General features: G+C 43.3%; 15 protein-coding genes. 5 read left to right on the forward strand and 10 right to left on the reverse strand.

Annotated features, from left to right (window positions below):
- Nucleotides 1-40 precede the first annotated feature (40 nt).
- The 4 genes from M8998_RS15960 to M8998_RS15975 all read right to left on the reverse strand — a co-directional run bounded on the left by M8998_RS15960 (nucleotide 41) and on the right by M8998_RS15975 (nucleotide 4,438).
- On the reverse strand, nucleotides 41-1,138 hold the full coding sequence (locus tag M8998_RS15960) for a hypothetical protein (protein ID WP_249994764.1): 1,098 nt from the start codon (nucleotides 1,136-1,138) through the stop codon (nucleotides 41-43).
- Between the two features lie 67 nt (nucleotides 1,139-1,205).
- The gene (ribH, locus tag M8998_RS15965; protein WP_249994770.1) at nucleotides 1,206-1,694 is read right to left on the reverse strand and encodes a 6,7-dimethyl-8-ribityllumazine synthase; all 489 of its coding nucleotides are present in this window, start codon (nucleotides 1,692-1,694) and stop codon (nucleotides 1,206-1,208) included.
- Between the two features lie 63 nt (nucleotides 1,695-1,757).
- Nucleotides 1,758-2,429: a tetratricopeptide repeat protein gene (locus M8998_RS15970; protein WP_249994776.1), complete on the reverse strand. Its 672-nt coding sequence runs from the start codon at nucleotides 2,427-2,429 to the stop codon at nucleotides 1,758-1,760.
- 80 nt (nucleotides 2,430-2,509) lie between these two features.
- Nucleotides 2,510-4,438 carry a polysaccharide biosynthesis protein gene (locus M8998_RS15975; protein WP_249994782.1) on the reverse strand — a complete coding sequence of 643 codons (1,929 nt, stop codon included), beginning with the start codon at nucleotides 4,436-4,438 and terminating at the stop codon, nucleotides 2,510-2,512.
- 82 nt (nucleotides 4,439-4,520) lie between these two features.
- On the opposite strand from M8998_RS15975, the gene M8998_RS15980 reads away from it, so the two are divergent.
- A complete protein-coding gene (locus M8998_RS15980) occupies nucleotides 4,521-5,732 on the forward strand; it encodes an alanine dehydrogenase (RefSeq protein ID WP_249994788.1) in 1,212 nt (403 codons plus the stop codon).
- A 71-nt stretch (nucleotides 5,733-5,803) separates the two neighbouring features.
- A complete protein-coding gene (locus M8998_RS15985; RefSeq protein WP_249994792.1) occupies nucleotides 5,804-6,313 on the forward strand; it encodes a TlpA family protein disulfide reductase in 510 nt (169 codons plus the stop codon).
- A 2-nt stretch (nucleotides 6,314-6,315) separates the two neighbouring features.
- Here the strand turns inward: M8998_RS15985 and M8998_RS15990 are convergent, their stop codons facing one another.
- Nucleotides 6,316-7,332: a LacI family DNA-binding transcriptional regulator gene (locus M8998_RS15990; RefSeq protein WP_249994794.1), complete on the reverse strand. Its 1,017-nt coding sequence runs from the start codon at nucleotides 7,330-7,332 to the stop codon at nucleotides 6,316-6,318.
- A 50-nt stretch (nucleotides 7,333-7,382) separates the two neighbouring features.
- On the opposite strand from M8998_RS15990, the gene M8998_RS15995 reads away from it, so the two are divergent.
- On the forward strand, nucleotides 7,383-8,915 hold the full coding sequence (locus M8998_RS15995) for a xylulokinase (RefSeq protein WP_349665667.1): 1,533 nt from the start codon (nucleotides 7,383-7,385) through the stop codon (nucleotides 8,913-8,915).
- The gene (gene xylA / locus M8998_RS16000; RefSeq protein WP_249994797.1) at nucleotides 8,912-10,240 is read left to right on the forward strand and encodes a xylose isomerase; all 1,329 of its coding nucleotides are present in this window, start codon (nucleotides 8,912-8,914) and stop codon (nucleotides 10,238-10,240) included. Before M8998_RS15995 ends, xylA begins: the two co-directional genes overlap by 4 nt.
- A gap of 77 nt (nucleotides 10,241-10,317) precedes the next feature.
- Here the strand turns inward: xylA and secG are convergent, their stop codons facing one another.
- Genes secG through miaB form a run of 5 tightly spaced genes read right to left on the reverse strand, consistent with a single transcriptional unit; the run spans nucleotide 10,318 to nucleotide 15,016 of the window.
- Nucleotides 10,318-10,689: a preprotein translocase subunit SecG gene (gene secG / locus M8998_RS16005; RefSeq protein ID WP_249994799.1), complete on the reverse strand. Its 372-nt coding sequence runs from the start codon at nucleotides 10,687-10,689 to the stop codon at nucleotides 10,318-10,320.
- A 12-nt stretch (nucleotides 10,690-10,701) separates the two neighbouring features.
- Complete coding sequence (locus M8998_RS16010) at nucleotides 10,702-11,721, reverse strand: tetratricopeptide repeat protein (RefSeq protein WP_249994801.1); 1,020 nt, start codon at nucleotides 11,719-11,721, stop codon at nucleotides 10,702-10,704.
- Between the two features lie 12 nt (nucleotides 11,722-11,733).
- Nucleotides 11,734-12,261, reverse strand: a complete 528-nt coding sequence (locus tag M8998_RS16015; protein ID WP_249994803.1) for an LptE family protein — start codon at nucleotides 12,259-12,261, stop codon at nucleotides 11,734-11,736.
- Nucleotides 12,262-12,271: 10 nt separating this feature from the next.
- On the reverse strand, nucleotides 12,272-13,555 hold the full coding sequence (locus M8998_RS16020; RefSeq protein WP_249994805.1) for a sigma-54 interaction domain-containing protein: 1,284 nt from the start codon (nucleotides 13,553-13,555) through the stop codon (nucleotides 12,272-12,274).
- Between the two features lie 27 nt (nucleotides 13,556-13,582).
- Entirely contained in the window at nucleotides 13,583-15,016 is a 1,434-nt protein-coding gene (miaB, locus tag M8998_RS16025; protein WP_249994807.1) for a tRNA (N6-isopentenyl adenosine(37)-C2)-methylthiotransferase MiaB, read from the reverse strand.
- A 120-nt stretch (nucleotides 15,017-15,136) separates the two neighbouring features.
- Here miaB and M8998_RS16030 point away from each other — a divergent pair, with 120 nt between their 5' ends.
- Entirely contained in the window at nucleotides 15,137-15,979 is an 843-nt protein-coding gene (locus M8998_RS16030) for a DUF2911 domain-containing protein (protein ID WP_249994809.1), read from the forward strand.
- Nucleotides 15,980-15,997 lie beyond the last annotated feature (18 nt).

The following is a 15,997-nucleotide window of genomic DNA, read 5'->3' on the forward strand; positions in this document are numbered from 1 at the left end:
GACAAAGATGTAATAGGGATTTTACAGTACTTTAATGACTTTACTTTAATCGGGTATTTTTCAAATTACGGATAAGTTTATCTACTGTGCTGGCGTCAAACTGTAGTCGGTCATTTCTACCGGCACGTTCCAGAATAGTAGAAATTTGGTCTACATAATTATTAAAGGACGCTTCGAAAGCACTCTGATCTAGGGTCATCTCGGGAGATGTATTGATCAAACGGATGGCCTTAGCTACTTCCGGCGCGTCATTAATCCGTCGAAAGTCTGCTGCATTGAGCTTCTGGCGCTCCGTATATCGAAAAAGATGGTTAACGGCCGCCTCTGCTGTCTGCGTAGATTGCAAGGCGTTCAACAAGCGTTCTTCATGCTTGAGCAAAGACTTATCGAAGATCATCAATTCTCTCCGGTAACCCAATAGCTCGTCTTTGAATGTCACAGTAGCCTGATCTAGGCTGTAATAAAAGTCGGTATAAGGTTTAATGCTATTTAGAAAGTCACGAAGATCTTTGTCCTGAATAGCATTATCTCCGTAGGCAACGGCCTGATCGTATACACTCTTCACCAATGAAGTGATTGGATTAGCATCTACTATAGTGCCCACTAAGGGAATGCTAACCACACGGCGTATGGTTTCCGAAAAGCGACTTTTCTGGTTGCCTTTCAAACCGCGACCTAAGATAGCGTCTGCATTTTCTAATAATACCTTCGAAAAACTCGTCCCTAGTTCTGCGCTCGTTGGATTATTAAGCTGGCTGATAAGTGTGCCAGCAAAAGTTACATCCAGCAATCGATTGTAGTTTCTTACTTGTTGTTTCACCGCAGCGATATCCTGAAAGGTTTTCAACAAAAGATTGCGATTGCTTTCATATAGCTGGCGTTGCTCTGCAAGGCTCACTTCATGCGACTCGGCCATCATTTGCCGAATACTATCATTGGTGCGTAGTAAACGGGAGGATTGATCCTTAAGCACTTCGTAGGAATTACGCAATGTTTCCAACTCGCGATTGGTTTGTTCGAGGTGTTGCTGCGTCTTCTGCATGGACGATAATGCGGTAATAGCAGTATCCTGAGCTAAAACATAACTACAGCTTCCACACCACAGCATCAGCGCTATAAAATGAGGCTTTACGTTCATAAGATTGGTTAATTAATCCCTTCAAATCTACGAAAAATAGCAGAATCAAAAACGCTAATGAGCGATATTAGAACCGACGACTGATGTGCGCCATCTGAATAGCCGTAACAGCAGCTTCGTCTCCTTTATTACCATGCTTTCCACCAGCTCTGTCAATTGCTTGCTGTTCATTATCGGTGGTGAGCACACCAAATATAGCCGGCTTATTGTATTTGAGCCCTACGTTGGCAATCCCATCGGCTACTGCGCTACATATAAAATCAAAATGCCGGGTCTCACCTTGGATTACACAACCTAAGCAAATAACCGCATCAAAACCTTCGTTGCGAAGCGCAATATCTGCCCCAGAAATCAATTCGAAACTTCCAGGAACCTGAATCACCTCCACGTCTTGCTCTGCCACACCATGTGCCAACAATTTATCGACCGCGCCTGATAATAAAGCGCCTGTGATGCTAGCATTCCATTGCGCAACAACGATCGCGAAACGTAAACCAGCTGCATTTTGCACATCCAAATGAGAGAAATCCGATAAATTTTTTAGACTACTTGACATAAAGCAAATATACAAAAAAGGGCTACTTCTCAGTAGCCCTCGTATCTTATTTATAACGGCGCGTTAGTTTTTCGCCTGTACACGCGCGATGTAACCTTCAATGCCTGAAGCTTCTGTGCTTTCCGGGAAATCATTCAAAATTTTTGTATAAGCAGATTCCGCGTTTTTGAAATCATTTTGCACTTCATACACCAAACCTAGTTTTTTTAGGAACAACGGGCTTGTATACGAATTGGTTGATTTTTCAGCAGCTTTCTTGTAGAAGTTAGCGGCTTTATCATATATTTTCTCTTCCGAGTATGCATCCCCCAACAAACCGATGATCAACGGATCCAACACTTCGCTGCCTGTTTCCGAATATCTTTCCAGATAATTAATGGCTTCTTTAAAGTTTCTTTGTCTTAAGTACAATCCTCCTAAGTAAGCGTTAGCCATATTTGCTGAGGCCGTGTTAGAATATTCGTCTGCAATCTCTTTCAACCCGATTAGGGAACCATCACCCGTAATCGCTTTTTGCTGCAAGGAATCAATAGCGGCATATTGCTCTGCCTTGTACATTAAGCTAGCTGCTTTTTCTGCTCTAGGCTTTAGATACAAGTACTGGTAACCAATATAAAGTACAATTAATGCTGCAATACCAGCAACAATAAATACGAGGCTTTTAGAGTTGTTTTGTAGAAAAGAACCTCTATTTAATGGGGTTTTTTCTGTATTCTTAATTTCACTTGTTGACATCAGTTCATACTATTTTGGAACGCAAAAATACACTTTTCAAAATTACATGCAACAAAATAGCCTATAATTTATAAACTAATTTAACCCAGCACGTTATCTTGTTGCTCCTTATCGAGCTGCTCGTATACAGAGTTTTTACTAATGAATTCGGGAACCATACGTTTCATCTGTCGCACGACCTCCGTTTCATTCTGCGTCTGTAGCTTTTCGAAAAGGTTTTGGAAAGATTTCTCGACGACCTCAATATCATTCTCCCGCACCTTCGCAATCATGATTTTGCTATGATGCGTAGGCATGGTGTTCTCCAGGTCGTTTAATAATTCTTCGTAGAGTTTTTCGCCGGGCCGTAGGCCGGTAAATTTTATTTCTATTTCTTTGTATGGAACTCTTCCGGACAGCTTGATCATCTTCTCGGCCAAGTTTACAATCTTAACAGACTTGCCCATATCGAAGACAAATATCTCCCCACCAACACCCATATTCCCTGCTTCAATAACAAGCTGACATGCTTCAGGGATGGTCATAAAATACCGGGTAATATCCGGATGCGTTACGGTAACTGGCCCACCTCGCTCAATCTGATCTCTAAATCTTGGAATCACAGATCCGTTGGATCCCAATACATTGCCAAAGCGTGTAGTGATAAAGCGCGTGCGACGGTCGTCCTTGGATCTAGCCAGCTTCTTATCCAATGTCTGCACATAAATCTCGGCAATACGTTTAGTAGTTCCCATCACATTGGTTGGGTTCACCGCTTTATCTGTCGATACAAATACAAATTTTTGCACCTCAAATTCTACAGACAGATTAGCCAAGTTGTACGTACCTCCTACATTCGTGCGCGCCCCTTCAATTGGGTGGCTTTCTACCAAAGGCACATGCTTATAAGCAGCTGCGTGGTACACTACATGCGGTCTGAAGATTTCAAAAAGCATTCGCATGCGACTTTGATCCCGCACGTCTCCGATATAGGTATGGTAAATCTGATCTTTATAGAGGTCTTGCAAATCCAGCTGCAGGTTGTGCAAGGGCGATTCCGCTTGATCACAAAGCACGATCATCTGTGGTTCGAATTTCCCAAGTTGCTTGGCGATTTCACTACCAATGGATCCTGCTGCACCCGTTACCAATACACGCTTACCTTTTAGCTGGTGTAAAATATTTTCATTGGAGATCTGTATAGGCTTCCGTTCCAACAGATCCTCGATCTTAACCTTCTGGATTTTTTTAGCTAAAAGCTCTCCATTCATGATCCGATCAACAGGCGGAAGGGTCAAAACATTCACACTATGTTCCAGACATATATCCACGGTTGCCTGTTTACTCTCAAGACCGATTTTCTGAGAAGCAAATATCAGCTCATCTACCTGATATTTACTGATCATTTTATCTAATTCGGCCGATCGGTAAATCTTTATCCCATCAATAGACTTTCCTACTTTCTTTTCGTCATCGTCCACATAGGCTACGATTAATTTATCGGCATAAGCATCGTGATCGAATGTACGTTTTACGGCTAACCCCAAGTCACCAGCACCATAAATAACAATATTTTTGATTTTTCGCTTCGCGAATTTAGTGTACTGAAAAAATATCTTAATACAGGCGCGGTAGATGGTGAGTCCGGTAAATAAAAATAAACCATAGAGGATCACCAGTGTAATCGGCAATACCGCAAGTCGATCAAGTGAGACCGCCCATAGAAACTTAGCTACTAGAATGACAATTACGCTAAAGAGTACAGCAGAAAGAATGCGTATAGAGTCTGTAGCGCTGGTATAGCGTACGATGCCAGAGTACAATTTGAAATAGTAAAAAGCCGCAGCAGTAGCTCCGAGAATCAGAAATGCTTCCCAAAACACAATCGTGTGCGCCATTTCATCCATTTTGAATGAGCTGTACACCAGATAACTTAAGAGGAAGGCAATGACCGCAACGGCCATATCGAAAAGAAATATGATCCACCTAGGAACGATCCTAAAATGCTTAAACGGATTGAAACTTGGCATATACCCTACTGACTTATCTAAGATTGATTGCCAAGTTAGTTATTTATTCCTATTTTTAATTGTATTAATGAGGGAAAAAAGGATGAGCAGCATGGCGAAGATAGCCCACGAAGCTATTTTTCAAACAAAGGAATCGACCGCTATGGCGGGAAAACAGAAAAATTCTTTAAAAATCGGAATTCTGAAGGAGATCACCTTTCAGGAAAATAGGATAGCGCTCACACCACTTTCGGTAGGCCTATTGGTAGAACACGGGCATGAAGTCATACTAGAATCTGGCGCAGGTGATGCATCCAATTTCCTAGACCATCATTATAGCGAACAGGGTGCGCAGATCACCCACGACACGCGCTCGGTGTACCAGTCCGATATTTTAATCAAAATTTCCTCCCCTACGCTGGCTGAAGTCGAATTGATGAAACCCCGGCAAGTGTTATTCTCTTCGCAACAACCTTCATTATTAGACATTAATGTCTTAAAAAGCCTAATGCGTAAGCAGATCACCGCTTTATCTTATGAATATTTGCAAGATGAGGGGTGCCATCTTTCTGTGGTTCGTGCTATGAGTGAGATTGTAGGAGCTACATCTGTATTGATTGCTGCGGAGTACTTGAGCAATGTGTTTGATGGCAAAGGTTTGATGTTGGGTGGTGTGACTGGTGTGCCTCCGACCGAAATGGTAATCATTGGTGCAGGCACAGTTGGCGAGTTTGCTGCACGTACGGCCATTGCCTTAGGCGCACAGGTCAAGGTATTCGACAGTTCTGTTTTTCGACTACGCCGACTTCAAAACAATGTTGGCAGCCGGGTTTTCACGTCCGTGATTCAACCTGTGGTATTGAACAAGGCGGTACAGTCCTGCGATGTGGTAATCGGTGCCATGCGTGCCAAGAACGGTCGCGCTCCTTGCCTTATCTCCGAAGAAACCGTTTCTAAAATGAAACCTAACTCTGTTGTCATTGATGTTAGCATCGATCAGGGTGGTTGTTTCGAAACATCTGAGGTGACTACACACGACCAGCCTGTATTTCGTAAGTACGATGTTATTCACTATTGCGTGCCTAATATTGCTTCAAGAGTGGCAAGAACAGCAACTTACGCGCTAACTAATATATTTACGCCCATCCTGCTCGATATAGGAGAAAGTGGCGGTATGAATAATATGATCTGGGCCAACCCTGGTATTCGCAGCGCCATATATCTGTATCATGGAAACCTTACTAATAAGGATATTGGAAACAAATTCAATATGCCATCGAAAGATTTAAACCTGATCGTCGTATCCAATCTATAACAGCTCTTTGCCCAAACCACACTTCAATAGAAACTAATCTTAATAGATTATTTTTTCAAATAGCACCTCACATGAAATACATTCTCTTATTTAGCATTTTATTATTAACCGGATGGAACTGCTCCGCTCAACGTTGGCACACGGAGGTTGGGAAGCAGGTACCATACTTTGAGATTGACACCAAAGACGGCACGAAGAAATCGACAGCAACATTAGCAGGAAAAGTCGTGTTGATCAACTTTTTTGCCACTTGGTGCCCGCCTTGCAGACAGGAGCTTCCCGAAGTACAAAAAAGAATCTGGGATAAGCACAAGGATCGGGAAGATTTCGAAATAGTGGTGCTCGCCAGAGAAGAAGGTTGGGACAAGCTTAACCCATTTCTAGCACAATTTGGGTACACATTTCCTTTTTATCCAGATTTGAACAGAAAGATTTATAGCCTGTTCGCTACTGACACGATTCCCAGAAATGTAATTATCGATCGCACTGGCAAAATCATTTACCAATCAATAGGGTACGAACCCGAAGAATTTGAGCAAATGGTCGACCTCATTCAACTCCACTTAGATCAGCCATATTGATCTTATTTCTTCGTAGAATCTCGAACGATAAGAATGGGATCTAATACGATGCGGGTATCGGACAATACGAGCGGATCGGCGGATTGTAACATCGCTAGAAATAGTCTTGCAGACTCTTCTCCCATCTTCTCCGCTTGTTGATCAATCGTCGTCAATGAAGGATTGATGTAAGCAGAGAATGTTTGATTCGCAAAGCCCACAACACCGATTTCCTTGGCGTCAATCTGCTGATCATGCAATACGTTCAATATACCTAAGGCGGTAAAGTCATCGCCTCCAATAATCGCATCCGGGCGAGCAGACAAATCTAATAACTGGCGCGTAGCGCGAATACCGGATTCTATGGACATTCCCTCGCGGATAATTAGACGGGAATCTATAGCGAGACTATGCTCTTGAAGCGCACGCGTATATCCCAAAAACCGGTCTTCAAAAATTTTTATGGTGCTGGCAGTCGATACGTAGGCGATACGTTGGTATCCCGCATCGATCAAATGCGCCGTCGCAAGATAACCAGCACGTTCATCATCGATAGCGACTTTGGGCGCATTGACCCGATCATCTATTCGATCAAAGACTAGCAAAGCCTTGTGTTCTTCGTGCACTTTATTAAGATGACTAAAGTCCGTTGTTTCCAGCGAAGGCGATATAATAATACCATCTACTTGCGCCTCCAACAAAGTCGCAATACCATTCTGCTCGGACAAAACCGACTCATTACTTTGATACAAAATAATGGAGTAGCCAGCACGCTTAAAAGACAACTCCAAGCTAGAAATAAAAGAAGAAAAGAAATGAATCTGCGCACTAGGCACAATCACACCTATGATATAGGTCTTACCTGAACTTAATGATGAGGCGACCTTATTTGGACGATAATTAAGCTCTTCTGCCATTTTACGTACCGAATCTTTCGTCGTTTCGCTGATCAGATCAGAATTATTCAATGCGCGGGATACGGTAGAAATCGTCGTATTTAACGCTTTCGCGATATCATAAATCGTGGTTCTTTTTTTCACCAGAGGTTTTTTAGAAATAATTGTAAATATAAAATAATCTAACTAGATTTATGCAAGCGCTTGCATTAAACCTAATTCTTTACAATATGCTTTTACTTGGTATAGACCTTGGTACGTCCTCCATCAAAATTTCAGTCGTAGATCACGAGAGTCAGAAGACCTTGACAACAGTGAGCTACCCGGAAGAGGAAAGCCCCATTCACTCCCCACAGAAAGGTTGGGCTGAGCAAGACCCAAACACCTGGTGGGAACATATTAAACTCGGCATACGCAAAGCGCACGATACCGGCTTATATAACCGCGCAGATATAAAATTCGTTGGAATCGCGTATCAGATGCATGGATTGGTGCTTTTGGACGACAGCGGACAAACCTTGCGCGACGCCATTATCTGGTGCGATAGTCGCGCAGTACCTATTGGTCAGCAAGCTTTCCGTGATCTGGGAGAACAAGAGATACTACGTACACACTTGAATTCCCCGGGTAATTTTACAGCCTCCAAATTCAAATGGGTTAAAGAAAATGAACCAGAAATTTATCGGAAGTGCCGACATCTTCTCCTTCCTGGTGATTTCATATCTCATCGGCTCACTGGAGAATATTGTACGACCAATAGTGCTTTGTCAGAAGGTGTGCTATGGGATTTTTCAAAAAATAGTTTATCTCGGACTGTCCTTGACTATTATGAGTTGGATTCGTCCGTCATACCTGCTGTTCACACCGTTTTTGAAGACCATGGCCGTATCCTTCCACAGGTAGCGGATGAACTCGGATTATCGCATGACGTACATATCACGTACAAAGCGGGAGACCAACCGAATAATGCCCTTTCCTTAAATGTAATGCAGGCCGGGGAAGTAGCCGCTACAGCAGGTACATCAGGTGTGATTTACGGCGTGAGCGACCAGCTGGTATACGACAAGCAATCTCGCGTAAATACCTTTGCTCATGTCAACCATAGTGCAGATGTGACACGTACTGGAGTACTACTTTGTATTAATGGTACTGGAATTCTATACAAATGGCTAAGACAGATGGTTGGCGCTGGGCTCTCTTACGATGAGATTAATGAGCTGGCTGCCACGGCTCCGATTGGAGCACAGGGTTTACGCACTTTTCCATTTGGCAACGGCACAGAACGCATGCTCAACGACCGGCTAATACAAGCTTCTATCACAGACATTGACTTCAACCGACACGACAAAGCTTCCCTGTTTCGTTCTGCTCAGGAAGGTATTGCTTTTGCCTTCCGCTATGGCTTAGACATTATGCGGGAGAATGGCATGACGCCGAAGGTAATTCGTGCTGGGCATGCTAACCTATTCCGAAGCTCGGTATTCAGATCGTCTTTCGTCGGTACGACTGATACACCCCTGGAGCTGTACCAGAATGATGGTAGTGTAGGCGCCGCTTTGGGAGCGGGAATAGGTGCACAGGTTTACCGCAATGCAACCGAAGCTTTAAGTGGCCTGCAGGTGATTGCAGATTTCGTTCCTGAGCCCGCATTATCCGAGCAATACGAGGAATTATATCAAGACTGGAAAAACCAACTAAATCAAAAATTAAATACAGAGACAATATGAATGTGTTAACAGGAGACAAAGAATTTTTTAATGACATTAAGCAAATCCAGTACGAGGGATTAGAAAGTGACAATCCACTATCCTTTCGTTGGTACAACCCCGATCAAGTAGTCGCTGGAAAAACCATGGCCGAACATTTTAAGTTTGCCTGCGCGTACTGGCATTCCTTTAATGGTGATGGTGGCGATCCGTTCGGTGGCGCTACACATATCTTCCCGTGGGATCGGCAGAGCGACCCATTATCACGTGCTAAAGATAAGATGGATGCCGCCTTTGAATTTATTACTAAGCTACAGATTCCTTACTACTGTTTTCATGACGTAGATCTTGTTGATTTCACGAATGATGTGGTGGAAAATGAAAACCGTTTACAGCAAATTGTGGCTTACGCCAAACAGAAGCAACAAGACAGCGGTGTGAAACTATTGTGGGGTACAGCAAATCTTTTTAGCCATCCTCGCTACATGAATGGTGCGGCTACCAACCCGGATTTCCATGTGCTTGCTCATGGAGCCGCGCAGGTAAAAGCGGCAATAGATGCGACTATCGCCCTTGATGGTGAAAACTACGTTTTTTGGGGTGGAAGAGAAGGCTACATGTCCTTGCTCAATACCAATATGAAGCGGGAACAGGAGCATCTTGCGAAGTTTCTGCACATGGCAAAAGATTATGCTCGTAAGCATGGATTTAAAGGCACGTTTTTTATAGAGCCCAAGCCATGTGAACCTTCGAAACATCAATACGATTACGATGCGGCGACTGTGACCGGCTTCTTGCGTCAATATGATTTGTTAGACGACTTCAAGCTGAATTTGGAGGTGAATCATGCTACTTTGGCTGGACATACCTTTCAACATGAGCTGCAGGTAGCGGTAGATGCTGGATTGCTTGGTTCTATGGATGCTAACCGAGGAGATTACCAAAATGGTTGGGACACCGATCAGTTCCCTAATGATATCACGGAGCTTACGGAATGTCTTTTGATTATTTTGGAGGCAGGTGGATTTCAAGGTGGCGGGGTCAATTTCGACGCTAAAATACGACGCAATTCCACTGATTTGGCCGATCTTGTACATGCCCACGTGGGCGGTATGGATTTGTTTGCCCGAGCGCTAGTAACAGCAGATCGTATCTTGACAGATTCAGACTATCGTAAAATTCGTCAAAATCGCTACGCTTCTTTTGATGAAGGTGCGGGTGCTACTTTCGAGCAGGGTGGTCATACCTTGGAAACGCTCCGTGATTTTGCGGCGGCTAATGGAGAACCGCAACCTACAAGTGGAAGACAGGAATTCTTGGAAAATCTGATTAACCGCTATATTTAGAAACACGTATGTACAAAGAAAGCGGGCTCCATCTAGATGGAGCCCGCTTTTGTATCATTTAAATTAGACATTCCTTCTTAATTAGCACTGGTGTCGCCCGTTGTTGGCGCAACAGTCGGTGCGGCAGTACCAGCAGGAGCTTCATTTGTTGGAAGGTTCAATCCAGGATTGTTCTGCATTGGAGCTTCCAACTGATCATTTAATCTGTCTGATGAGGAAGATGAACCCCCAGGCCCAACCATATTAAGACCCAAACAGAAAATCATCAGTGCGATTGCTAATGTCCAGGTTCCTTTTTCTAAGAAATCTCCGGTACGTTGCACACCCATCAGGTTAGAACCACCTGCGAAACCAGAGGACAACCCCCCACCTTTAGGATTTTGTATTAACACGATTAAACCAAGTAAAACACTGGCTAATACAATTAAAATAATGATCAAGGTAACCATACTATATAAATATTAAAATTTTTGCTCTAATTCTTCAATTCGGCTCGCAAAGTACACTTTTTTTTCTGGATTAATCGAAATTAATTTCCGAAAAACATCTATCGCTTTTGGATAAAGACCCTGCTCGATATAGATATTAGCCAGGGTTTCTGTGACCAACGAAAAATGATCTTCCGCGCTCTTTCTAGCCTTGTTTTCATTGTTCACTATATCCGGTGTCGGTGGAGTTATTTGGGGCTCTTCTCGTATAAAACGTTCGATCACTGCATCCGTCTTCTTTGGCATCGCCACCTCTACGGTTTTCTGCCTAATGGAGTCGCTTAGCTTATCTTCGGGATCTTGTAGATGGAATATATTCTCTCTGATTTGATGATCCAATATCGTTTCATCAAATTTTGGTGGCACGAATTGTCCGTCTGCCCGTGTACTTAAAGATTGGATACTCACAAAAGGCTGATAAGTATTTGCGTGTTTCAGTCGCGTCTTGTACAACCACCAGCGAAAACTATAAGGCATTAATTCATCGTCGTATACACTCAGATCTTCTTCACTTTCGCCTGCCTCGCTTACAGCTACCGGAACAACAGCTGTGATTTCTGAGGTGTGTACTTCCCTATCAGTTGCTTTTTCCAGCGCAAAGTAGTCAACCGCTTGTACCTGTTCCAAAATTAAATCCGCCAGCTCATCTTCAGGCTGCTTGGATAGCACCTCTTCCTCCGGTGTTTCTAATGGCGCCGTTATTTCATCTTGCTCCACATATTCACTCGGTATTTCTTCCACATGCTCTCCCACCAGATCACGAAGCCAATAACGATTATCTGTGTGTAACAAGGCTTTTTGTACGGTTGTATTATCTGTGCTAGTGCTACGTACAGAAGTAGTATTCCGTCGCTGATAGGCAAATACCAGCGACTGTGCAAAAGGATATTCAGATAAAAGCATTTGAAAGTCTGCCTCCGAAATAGCATTCGGATCTCTCAGTGCTTGTGTGAATACATGTCTTATATCAGGCGTGGTAGCTGCGTTGTTCATGACGGATTTGACTTACCAGTTATTGAATGTCCGATTATAAATATCCTCTGTCAACATCAGGATGATTTCTCTGGTCAGTTGTAGCTCGGTAGCTGAATTCACCATTCCTCTAAACTCTCTGAATTGTGTAAAAGAATCCTCATAGTCACTTTCGCCAGATTCATCTTTCCTATTGGTGTATTTTACCTTCACCGTTATAGATAATCGATTCAATGCTGCCAGATTTGTATTGGCCTCGACTCCAGAAGAGGAGATGGCATAGTTGGTGATCACTCCCTCAAAGATAGCATCGCCATTCTGGTCTACTTGATTAAGTCTGGATTGTGTCCTTATCCGTTCTTTTAAACCCTCTGTGAAGTCCTGACTGAGAGATGGAATCACCATAGCAGCAATATTCTCGAAAAAATCTACCGTATAGGTATTCATATTCTCCGGAATACTTCCGCCACTTAAGCTATATTTCACCCCGCAGCTCTGTGTCGTGAAGATCAACAGCACACAGGTAAGAATGGAGGTAAGAATCGTTCTATGGTTATTCATGCAAAAAGTCTTAATCTAAGTTCAAATCTTTAATCTTCCGGTACAATGTACGCTCGGAAATGCCTAATTCTTGTGCAGCAGCTTTACGCTTACCTTTATGCTTTTTCAATGCACGCTTGATCAGATCAGACTCCTTATCCACCAACGACAAGGATTCTTCTACCTCTTCGACATCCTGCGCGTTATAACGGTATTCTCCGTTAGCGGGCTTTGGCCTATTAGGATTATGGATGGTCAAGGTCGCCGGAGAAGGCAAGCCATATTCATCGCTCATCCGAGCCGCTACATTGCCATTGTTATTATCGATGTCTTTGTACAATTGATTGATCACAGGAGAATTTTGTTCGTACGTGCCTGCGTTAATTCCGTTTTGGATCAGCTCCACCACCAATTTCTTTAAGTCTACCATATCCCGCTTCATATCAAACAGCACTTTATACAGTAGATCTCTTTCGGAGAAATCTTCCTTATTTTGCTCATTAACAAAAACAGGGAGATTGGATTGCTTGGCATCTGCCGGAATATAGTTGCTAAGGATGGCAGCATTAATGGTTCGTTCTCTTTCCAAAACGGCCACCTGCTCAGCGATATTTTTAAGCTGACGTACGTTGCCCGGCCAATTATAGCTCACTAACAACTCCTGCGCATCTGGCAAAAGTTGTATACTAGGGGTGCGGTATTTATCAACAAAGTCTACTACGAATTTTCGGAACAATAAATAAATATCCTCTGGACGCTCCCGCAAAGCAGGGATTTTAAGCGGCACTGTATTGAGTCGGTAATAAAGATCTTCGCGAAATTTATTTTTTTGCACGGCCGTATACATATCTACATTGGTAGCAGCGACGACCCGTACATTGGTCTTTTGTACTTTGGATGAACCCACCCGGATGTACTCTCCTGATTCTAAGACACGCAATAAGCGCGCCTGCGTACCTAGAGGCAACTCACCGACTTCATCTAAGAAGATCGTACCTCCATCTACCACCTCAAAATAACCTTTACGGGCTTCCGTGGCTCCCGTAAACGATCCTTTTTCGTGCCCGAACAATTCAGAATCTATCGTTCCTTCTGGAATGGCACCGCAATTCACCGCAATAAAAGGTCCGTGTTTGCGTGCGCTGAGCTGATGGATAATATGCGAAAAGACCTCCTTACCAGAACCACTTTCTCCCTGGATCAATACGGAGATATCTGTCGGCGCTACTTGGCGTGCAATGTCGATGGCACGATTTAGCAAGGGCGAATTGCCGATGATTCCAAATCTACTTTTTATATCCTGATGATCGACCATGGGTTCAATTTAGCTTTTAAGCAATTGTTAATTGACGATTTTTCCAATTAATGTAGCTGATGTGCAACTTTCTCCCAGTACATCTACATAATCTCCGGCTTTGTAACGGGCATCTATCGGAAAAACCAACATAGCATTCTGGTCATTACGGCCACAATAATGCTGATCCGAGCGTTTGGATAAACCCTCGATCAGTACGCGATGTACTTTTCCAACATAATCTTGTATCCGTTCGTGACCATGTGCTCTTTGCAAGGCTACAATTTCGGTTAAACGACGTTTTTTTACTTCCTCTGGAATATCATCCTCAAACCGTTTGGCAGCCAATGTTCCTGGCCTTTCGGAATAGGCAAACATGTAGGCAAAATCGTATTTTACATATTCCATCATAGAAAGCGTCTCTTGATGCTCTTCTTCGGTTTCCGTACAAAATCCCGTAATAACATCAGTCGATATAGCGCATTTAGGAATGATTCGGCGGATTGCATCGACGCGATCTACATACCACTCCCGGTCATACGTCCGATTCATAATATCTAGGATACGCGAGTTGCCCGACTGCACTGGCAAATGGATGTAATTACAAATATTCTCGTATCGAGCAATGGTGTGCAACACTTCGTCGGTGATATCTTTTGGATGGGAAGTAGAGAATCGCACACGCAACAGAGGATTTACATCTGCCACCATCGCCAGTAGCGTTGCAAAGTTTACGGTCGCTTGCGTTTCGCTACCATCATCACTTTTTTCTGCATGCTTGTAGGAATCCACATTCTGTCCTAATAGTGTAACCTCACGATATCCCGCTTCGAAAAGATCCTGGGCCTCTTTTACAATAGAATACGGATCGCGGCTACGCTCTCTGCCGCGTGTGAATGGCACAACGCAGAAAGAACACATATTATCACAACCACGCATGATGGATATAAATGCTGCTACGCCATTTGAATTCAGTCTCACCGGACTGATATCTGCATAGGTTTCCTCACGAGACAGCAATACATTGACCGCTTTGGCGCCATCGTCGACCTTTTCTATCAAATTAGGAAGATCCCGGTAGGCATCTGGCCCAACCACCACGTCCACTAGTTTTTCTTCTTCCAAAAATTTGGCCTTAAGACGCTCAGCCATACAGCCCAGCACACCCACGATCATTCCAGGGTTTCGAGCCTTAGCCGACTCAAATTCCTTCAGCCTGTTCCGAACACGTTGTTCGGCATTTTCGCGTATAGAGCAGGTATTAATAAATACTACGTCTGCATCCTTAAAATCTTTCGTGGTCTCAAAACCATGATCGATTAAGATAGATGCAACAATCTCACTGTCCGAAAAATTCATCTGACAACCGTAACTTTCAATGTAAAGTTTCCGCCCGTTGCTGGCACCTGTAGGCACCATATCAAGTGCCTCGCCTTGACGGGTTTCATCGTGTGTTTTGGTTGTGTGTAATAAGTCTAACATGTCCATTTCTCAAAGAGACAAAGTTAAGAATTAAATCTTAGAATGCGTGACAAGATGTCATCTGCATCAAGATCTTGCATATCCTTATAATGTTTAATACTTTAGCAAAAAACATCCCTTATGAAAAAGTTATTATCTCTATTTGTTGCCATGGCAGCGATCTTCTCTGGAGCCTCTCTGGCTCTTGCACAGGCAAAATTACCGCCTGCCAGTAGCACACAGCAGGTGTCTCAAGGACTGGGCATCAGCAAGATCTCACTAACGTATCAACGTCCAAATGCAAATGGTCGAACTATTTTTGGCGGGTTAGTTCCTTACGGTGAAGTATGGCGCACAGGTGCTAATAATGCAACGGCTATTACATTCGACAGCGAAGTGATGATTCATGGAAAAGCAGTTCCTGCCGGAACATATGGCTTGTTTACCATTCCAACAAAAGGCGACTGGACAATCATCCTAAACAAAACTTCTGAACAATGGGGCGCATACACGTACAAACAAGAAGATGATATTCTTCGGTTTACGGTAAAGCCAAATCGCTTAGCTAAGAAGGTAGAAACCTTTAGCATCAACTTTGAAAACGTAACCACAAAAAGTCTAGATGTGGTATTAAGTTGGGAAAATGTATCGGTTCCATTTACGGTTTCTGTAGACCAGACCAAGGAAATTATGGCATCGTTGGAGACCGCAATGAAAGGGGAGAAAAAACCTTATTTTCAAGCTGCTCAATACTATTTCCAGAACAATCTTGACATGAAGAAGTCGGCAGAATGGATTGAAGAAGCAGACAAAGGAAATACAAAGGCTGCACACGTTAAATACTGGAAAGCCAAAATCCTAACAAAAGCGGGAGACAAAGCTGGTGCTGCGAAAGCTGCTCAGGAAGGAATTGATATGGCAAAGCAGGCAAACAATGTGGAGTACATCAAATTGAACACAGAAGCACTAAAAGCTGCGAAGTAATCGAGATAGAATTTCTCT

It is taken from the genome of Sphingobacterium sp. lm-10 (assembly GCF_023554555.1).
In the GTDB taxonomy this organism is placed as follows: Bacteria; Bacteroidota; Bacteroidia; order Sphingobacteriales; family Sphingobacteriaceae; genus Sphingobacterium.

Bases quoted from the DNA above. Each gene is read 5' to 3' on its own strand.
- M8998_RS15995 (WP_349665667.1), top strand. From the start codon at position 7,383: ATGCAAGCGCTTGCATTAAACCTAATTCTTTACAATATGCTTTTACTT.
- M8998_RS16020 (WP_249994805.1), bottom strand. From the start codon at position 13,555: ATGGTCGATCATCAGGATATAAAAAGTAGATTTGGAATCATCGGCAAT.
- secG (WP_249994799.1), bottom strand. From the start codon at position 10,689: ATGGTTACCTTGATCATTATTTTAATTGTATTAGCCAGTGTTTTACTT.
- M8998_RS15960 (WP_249994764.1), bottom strand. From the start codon at position 1,138: ATGAACGTAAAGCCTCATTTTATAGCGCTGATGCTGTGGTGTGGAAGC.
- miaB (WP_249994807.1), bottom strand. From the start codon at position 15,016: ATGTTAGACTTATTACACACAACCAAAACACACGATGAAACCCGTCAA.
- M8998_RS15985 (WP_249994792.1), top strand. From the start codon at position 5,804: ATGAAATACATTCTCTTATTTAGCATTTTATTATTAACCGGATGGAAC.
- M8998_RS15970 (WP_249994776.1), bottom strand. From the start codon at position 2,429: ATGTCAACAAGTGAAATTAAGAATACAGAAAAAACCCCATTAAATAGA.
- M8998_RS16010 (WP_249994801.1), bottom strand. From the start codon at position 11,721: ATGAACAACGCAGCTACCACGCCTGATATAAGACATGTATTCACACAA.
- ribH (WP_249994770.1), bottom strand. From the start codon at position 1,694: ATGTCAAGTAGTCTAAAAAATTTATCGGATTTCTCTCATTTGGATGTG.
- M8998_RS15975 (WP_249994782.1), bottom strand. From the start codon at position 4,438: ATGCCAAGTTTCAATCCGTTTAAGCATTTTAGGATCGTTCCTAGGTGG.
- M8998_RS15980 (WP_249994788.1), top strand. From the start codon at position 4,521: ATGAGCAGCATGGCGAAGATAGCCCACGAAGCTATTTTTCAAACAAAG.
- M8998_RS16015 (WP_249994803.1), bottom strand. From the start codon at position 12,261: ATGAATAACCATAGAACGATTCTTACCTCCATTCTTACCTGTGTGCTG.
- xylA (WP_249994797.1), top strand. From the start codon at position 8,912: ATGAATGTGTTAACAGGAGACAAAGAATTTTTTAATGACATTAAGCAA.
- M8998_RS16030 (WP_249994809.1), top strand. From the start codon at position 15,137: ATGAAAAAGTTATTATCTCTATTTGTTGCCATGGCAGCGATCTTCTCT.